Consider the following 5,591-nt stretch of genomic DNA (forward strand, 5'->3'; position numbering starts at 1 on the left):
AAGGGAACTTGGAAGCTAGTGCTCCAGCAGAACCCGCAATTATCCCAGATAATGCAGTCTCTATAGATAGCAACCCAGCTACCACTGTTCTGGTAGATGAAACGGGAGAAAATATCAATGAGCCTGTGAGTCCTGTATGGCTCAAAGGTGAGACAGCAGAGCAAATTTTACAAAATTTAATAGATTTAGCTTTACCTGCTTCTGAAACGCTGTCCGATGATGAAGAGGTTACAGATTCTCCAGCAACACAACCACCGCCACCATTACTGCTAACTCTAGATCAGGATAGTTACATTGCTTGTTGGGGACAAGCTCTTACAATTAATGGGCAGATAGAACTTAAAGAAAAGACAAATCTAGATCAGGCTGAAACATTATCCCCAAAAAGCCTGCGATCGCTTGAACTAGGAATTGAATTGCGATCGCCCCTAGAGCCGAAAATCTTGACCCAGGTACGGCAACCCTTACCAGATCAGGAGTTGCCCTTTACTATCAATACCTCTATTAATATTCCTGCTGACTGTGAATCCAAGTTAATTTTGGCAGATATCAGTTTACATGGTAGATTCGCCGATGTTGGTGAAGTCATCCGGTTAGCTAGCCAGTCCTTCACCATTACAGCAGATGTAACAGAATTACTGGCAATCACAGCCGCAGCAAAACCTAGTACATCCTTAAATGAAAATGACCCCATAGCGCTATCGGACTCATCTGCTGATTTCACGGAGCCAGAGGCCGCTGTGAAGATCGATTTGAAACTATTCAATCTGGTCAAGATTTCAAAAACAGACCAGTCTGAGATAGTCAATCCATCTTCAAATACACCTTTGCCACCGCAAATTAACCTGCAAGGTCTACGAGAAGCTACCCTGCGGACATCTAACTTAAAGAATTCAGCCACTTCGCCTCAATTGCCGAAATTACCACCTGTTCAAACCGTTGCCAACCCTCCCACAGATGTTGTTCTAGAAGCTCCTCAGGAGCTTCTAGAAAAGGATGCTACTATAGCTGCCATCAACTTAGAGCAGTTGGTCATCAAACAACGTCGAATGCCAATACTCGACACTACTTTTCCATACTTGAGACGGCTACAAGCTTTGCCAAGTGATACAGAAGAAGAAGTAAAAAATAATGTCTCCCTAGATGCAGATGCATGGGAAGTTGAAGCGGCTGAAGACTCTCCACAGTTGGACGCAATTGTAGCTGGAGATGAAAATACACCTGAGGTAGAAGCCCAGCCAATTGAACAATTCCAGGAAGAATCTGTTGCTGATGTAGAAGCCCAGCCAATTGAACAATTTCAGGAAGAATCTGGTGCTGAGGTAGAAGACCAGCCAATTGAACAATTTCAGGAAGAATCTGTTGCTGAGGTAGAAGCCCAGCCAAATGAACAATTCATTACAACAGGTAATCTTTACTCATCTCCCCTGCTCAGGAAGTGGATGCAGAGCCAAGGATACTCTTTGCCTGAATCCATCAATGATTTGCAACGTCAAAACTACAATAACTATGTTCCAGCCCAGCAGACCCAGCTTTCTCTTAATGCTGAAACTCCCAACGTTGATGTCAATTTGCCGTTAAGCCTGGATGCTAACACAGAGACATCGGAAGAAGTTCAAGAGTCGGTTTTTGATCTTGGGAACTTTGAGGAAGACACAGACACAGCAAAAGAAGCTGATCTAGAGATAGGGGAAGATACGGTAGTACAAGTATCCGAACCAACACTCTCAATGGTGGTAACACAAATACCGCCCCCTCCTCCCCCGATAAAAATGAATATAGCGTCAGCCTGGTTGGCGCAAGAAATCGTTGTAGATGATACATATAGTGAATTGGAAGCCGATGTAACCAAGAATTACTCCCTTGAAGAAGAGAAGCAACTATTGTTAAGTTCATCCTCTTCTCCACCTATAACTACAGCAGACATTGAGCCTTTGCCAATTCCAGAACTGCATGTACCAGATGGCGAACTAATCGCTGGCAAATTTATTATAGTGCGCGTAGTACTGCCTGAAGTACCTCCCCAAGTTGTTGTCAAGTTATGGGTTGAAGATTATCAAACTCGCTGGTTACTAGAGGGGCCCCATTTACTAGCAAATTTGCTACCTAACACCTTGGGAGCATTGGAAGTGATGACGCAAGTAAATATTCCCTTTGGCTGTTTGGAAATTCGCATAGAAGCGATCGCACTCGATCTGATAACGCAACAGGAGAGTCACAAAGTCACAATAGTGCGAACTGTGATTCCTCCAGACTTGCCAAACTTGCAGCTAGATGAACTCTTGGGTATGTAACTCAGGTATGAGGGGCAGTGGGCATTGGGCATTGGGAATGGGAAAAGGGTAAGGGGTAAGGGGAAAGGTTAAATTTATCCCTTTACCCTTTAACCTTTTCCCCTGTCCCTCATCTCCCCCTGCACTACTCCCCACATTAGCTGTGTTAAAAATCTTTAGAATTTCAAAAATATTGGCAGAGTTTGCAGTAAGCTCATTTTGAATTGTAGTGTTATTTAACAGGAACCTTTACTATGGCAGCTTCCTTTTTGCCTTCTATCTTAGTTCCCATCATTGGTTGGGTTTTACCAAGCGTGACCTTCGCGTTTCTACTTTTATACATTGAAAGAGACGATATTGGCTAATTTAGTCATCAGTCATTAGTCATTTGCAAAAAACACAAAAAACAAATGACATAGACGCACCAGCGGCTTCCCGCAGGGTAGGACGAAGGACTATTGACCAAAATTAATACCGCCTATCTCATGGAGACAGGCGGTTTTTTTAACGTTGATTTCTCAACAAATCCTAGAAAATTCTAACTTATAGTCTTCGGTTCAAACGAACTTATGTTAAATCGAAGAACCGAGTCCGGCGTAGGCACCGTAAAAGAAAATACCCAAGACTGTAATTATACCTAAACCTGCGATCGTAGCGACGACCCACAGGGGAATTCTCCCACTTCCAGACACAGCTTCTCTCCTCCCTTAACAACAAATCAACACACGCTCAATAAACAAAGATTAACAACAGTAGTTCCAATTAGTTAAAGAAGTAACTGGAAAACAGAATCCCCAGAACGAAAACTAGTAGTAGTCCCAGGTATAGCGAAGTCCGGTTTAGTTCAACCGGCTGATTATTGGGATTGGGCGATCTTTCTACCATAATTGCTCCTAACGTTGAATAAATTGCATTGCGGCGATCGCGCCTAAAAAGAATACAGTTGGTACACCTAAGGTGTGTACTGCCAGCCATCTAACGGTAAAAATTGGATAGGTAACTGGTTGATTGATGTTATTGCCGCTAGTCATGATCTCAAACTACTTTCCGATAAATTGTTCAACTTGTTTTTTAGCTTCAAAACGGTTCTTCACAATGGGCACTTCTTGCCGCGCTGGTGTGAAATACTCGTCGGGACGAGGTGTGCCAAAAGCATCATAAGCCAGCCCGGTGCTGACAAATAGCCAACCAGCAATAAACAATGCTGGGATGGTGATGCTGTGAATTACCCAGTAACGAACGCTAGTAATAATGTCCGAAAACGGACGTTCTCCAGTGGTACCTGACATTTAGATCCCTACCTTATACATAGAGTGTTATTGAGTTTATTATCCTACAAAGTTAAGAAAGAGTTACAAGTTGCAAAGTTCTTCTCAGAAATTAGGTATTGGGAATGGGGCATTGGGCATGGGGCATTGGGCATTGGGAATTGCTTATTTCTCCCCCATCTCCCCTACTCCCCACTCCCTGTAACTCTTACTCACTAAGCTGCTTCTGAGGAAGAGGAAGTTGCTTCAGGATTTGGGAGATATTTGAGCAATACGCCGCGATCGCCAATTATAAATCCCCGCTCTGGCTCTAAGAACACAATTTTATACAAATTAGCAGCAACTTCTTCTACTGCACGGTCTTTTTCCCAGGTTTTGCCACCATCGGCACTTCGTAGCAAATTACCGCTACCGCCACCTATCCAAATTTCATCGGGTGTGCGATATGCCAAATCCAATAAACCCCAACTGGTGGATAACTCTGGATATTTTGCTTCTTGCCATTCTTCAGGTTTAGTTGGGTCACTAAACTGAATTTGACCTCCCCTCGCTAGCAACCATAATTGCCCATTGTCAGCAAAACCCATGTTTTCTACCCGCCGAGAACTAATGCGGTTATGGGGTACCCAAGCTTCTTGCCCTGGTTCCCAAGTCGAGTAGAAACTACCCTTAGCGGAAACGGCAACATATTTACCATCAGGAGAACGTTCTAAGTTACGCACCACACCGACTGCTGATTCCACTTGGGCTTTCCAGTTTTTGCCGCCGTCTGTGGTCTTATATATGGCTCCGACATCAGTAGCCATTTCCGCTGTGTTGTCTGCTAATGCCTTAACTGCGATCGGGCTACCTGGTAGCTTTTCGCTCAGGGGAATACGCGACCAAGAAGCACCTTCATCAGTAGTGTGCAGCAACAGTCCAGGCTCTCCGGCAATCCAGCCTTCTTTACCTGCAAAACTTACTGAGTCAAAACGATACTTTTGCTCATCCAGTTGTAATGTTATTGGTTTCCAGGTATCACCACCGTCATCGGTTTCCAAAAGGGTGGCATTGCTTCCTACTAAGTAGCCATGCTCAGGGTTATTAGTAAAAGCAATATCCAATAGATTCGAGTCTGTTGGCACAGAAATGACTTTCCAAGGGTTGTAGCTAACAGAGGGAATTTTGCTACAACCTATGCACATGAGGACTACTATCAACAAGGCAGCTATTCGTTGCCAACTTTTCACAATTGAATGCATCAGTATTTCTTAATTGTTTCTAAATTTTTGTAGGTGTTCTCTAAAAGGTTTACCTTATACCAGTTTTGGATTTTAGATTTTGGATTTTGGATGAACAAGCCTTCCAAAAAATCCTAAAAAACATTAACTCAATATGGTATTGAGGGTCATGGTCCTTCTACGGAACTGGTAAAACGACACATCTATGTAATTTTAATTACACAACAAACTCTTTGTCACCTGCTTCCTGTTTCCGATATAACGGCTGTTATTGCAAGCCGTAGAGACTGATAAAAAACAAGAAGCCAAGAGCCAAAGCACCAAAAATTAGGATATTCTTTTGGGTTGGCGTTAGGTTGTTGACACCCAAACCGTAACCGAGGTTTTCTTTGAAGCCGGATGCAGTACCCGCAGGGCCGATGTTGGCAAAAGCGGTTTTCTTAGCACTACAAACTGGACAACGCCAATTTATAGGCAGTTCTGCAAAGGTTGTCCCTGAAGGAATATCATCCTTGTCGTCTCCCTTCTCAGGTTCGTAAACATAACCGCAGGCGCGACACTCATAGCGGTCTAACACCGTAGTCTCAACAGCTGGTTCGCTCATGGCTAAGGCCTCGCAGAGGAGAAATCTGAAATATACGTTACAAATTATGACATAATTGTTAGGCTTTTCTATCACTATCAAAAGCTAATTAAATACTTGAAGTGCGTCTGTTTCCCAGATTTCAGAAAAACCAAACAGATATAATGTAAAAGAAAGTAACGTAATTCAAGGGATTGGGCATTGGGCATTGGGCATTGGGCATTGGGCATTGGGCATTGGGCATTGG

At 43.4% G+C, this 5,591-nt stretch carries 8 protein-coding genes; 2 read left to right on the top strand and 6 right to left on the bottom strand.

Features of this window, described 5'->3' with window-relative positions:
* Both VB740_RS26280 and psaI read left to right on the top strand, forming a co-directional pair.
* Positions 1–2,294: hypothetical protein (locus tag VB740_RS26280; RefSeq protein WP_323202804.1), on the top strand; the 2,294-nt coding region annotated here is incomplete at its 5' end.
* Between the two features lie 233 nt (positions 2,295–2,527).
* A complete protein-coding gene (gene psaI / locus VB740_RS26285; RefSeq protein ID WP_323202805.1) occupies positions 2,528–2,638 on the top strand; it encodes a photosystem I reaction center subunit VIII in 111 nt (36 codons plus the stop codon).
* 207 nt (positions 2,639–2,845) lie between these two features.
* Here psaI and VB740_RS26290 read toward each other — a convergent pair whose 3' ends face one another.
* The 6 genes from VB740_RS26290 to VB740_RS26315 all read right to left on the bottom strand — a co-directional run bounded on the left by VB740_RS26290 (position 2,846) and on the right by VB740_RS26315 (position 5,365).
* On the bottom strand, positions 2,846–2,965 hold the full coding sequence (locus VB740_RS26290) for a photosystem II reaction center protein J (protein ID WP_012411803.1): 120 nt from the start codon (positions 2,963–2,965) through the stop codon (positions 2,846–2,848).
* Between the two features lie 70 nt (positions 2,966–3,035).
* A complete protein-coding gene (locus VB740_RS26295) occupies positions 3,036–3,158 on the bottom strand; it encodes a photosystem II reaction center protein L (RefSeq protein WP_012411802.1) in 123 nt (40 codons plus the stop codon).
* A gap of 8 nt (positions 3,159–3,166) precedes the next feature.
* Positions 3,167–3,304 carry a cytochrome b559 subunit beta gene (gene psbF / locus VB740_RS26300; protein WP_015115279.1) on the bottom strand — a complete coding sequence of 46 codons (138 nt, stop codon included), beginning with the start codon at positions 3,302–3,304 and terminating at the stop codon, positions 3,167–3,169.
* Positions 3,305–3,313: 9 nt separating this feature from the next.
* Positions 3,314–3,562 (bottom strand): cytochrome b559 subunit alpha, encoded by a 249-nt coding sequence (gene psbE, locus VB740_RS26305; RefSeq protein WP_162399775.1) that lies wholly within the window; start codon positions 3,560–3,562, stop codon positions 3,314–3,316.
* Between the two features lie 194 nt (positions 3,563–3,756).
* Positions 3,757–4,782, bottom strand: coding sequence for a photosynthesis system II assembly factor Ycf48 (locus VB740_RS26310; RefSeq protein ID WP_323202806.1), 1,026 nt, complete (start codon positions 4,780–4,782; stop codon positions 3,757–3,759).
* A 247-nt stretch (positions 4,783–5,029) separates the two neighbouring features.
* A complete protein-coding gene (locus VB740_RS26315) occupies positions 5,030–5,365 on the bottom strand; it encodes a rubredoxin (protein ID WP_104908258.1) in 336 nt (111 codons plus the stop codon).
* Positions 5,366–5,591: the final 226 nt, after the last annotated feature.

Origin of the sequence: Nostoc sp. UHCC 0251 (assembly GCF_034932245.1) — a bacterium.
Lineage (GTDB): Bacteria > Cyanobacteriota > Cyanobacteriia > Cyanobacteriales > Nostocaceae > Nostoc.

Excerpts from the sequence above, each read along its gene's own strand:
- psaI (WP_323202805.1), top strand. The coding sequence starts at position 2,528 with ATGGCAGCTTCCTTTTTGCCTTCTATCTTAGTTCCCATCATTGGTTGG.
- VB740_RS26295 (WP_012411802.1), bottom strand. The coding sequence starts at position 3,158 with ATGGTAGAAAGATCGCCCAATCCCAATAATCAGCCGGTTGAACTAAAC.
- psbF (WP_015115279.1), bottom strand. The coding sequence starts at position 3,304 with ATGACTAGCGGCAATAACATCAATCAACCAGTTACCTATCCAATTTTT.
- psbE (WP_162399775.1), bottom strand. The coding sequence starts at position 3,562 with ATGTCAGGTACCACTGGAGAACGTCCGTTTTCGGACATTATTACTAGC.
- VB740_RS26310 (WP_323202806.1), bottom strand. The coding sequence starts at position 4,782 with ATGCATTCAATTGTGAAAAGTTGGCAACGAATAGCTGCCTTGTTGATA.
- VB740_RS26315 (WP_104908258.1), bottom strand. The coding sequence starts at position 5,365 with ATGAGCGAACCAGCTGTTGAGACTACGGTGTTAGACCGCTATGAGTGT.